Here is a 264-nt window from a genome sequence, read left to right on the forward strand (position 1 = left end):
TTCCAGCATCGGCGCCAGGCTCGGTAGTTGCTGACTGGTAGAAGAAGCCGATTCAGCGGCAAAAACGGCGGCAGGGCTTAACGCCAGGCCAAGACTGAGCGCCAGCGCGCTCAACGTTAAGGTGTTTTTTTTCATTCGTGTTAGTCTCATCCAGTAATTAACGTCAGACCCTTGCTGTGGTCAGTTATGAGATTTATCTTTTATCGCGAAGTTCCAGCAAAAGTTTGCGGAAAAAGTAAAAATTTATGCACGCTCTTTACAAAA

Origin of the sequence: Pantoea sp. UBA5923 (assembly GCF_002431095.1) — a bacterium.
Lineage (GTDB): Bacteria > Pseudomonadota > Gammaproteobacteria > Enterobacterales > Enterobacteriaceae > Pantoea > Pantoea piersonii.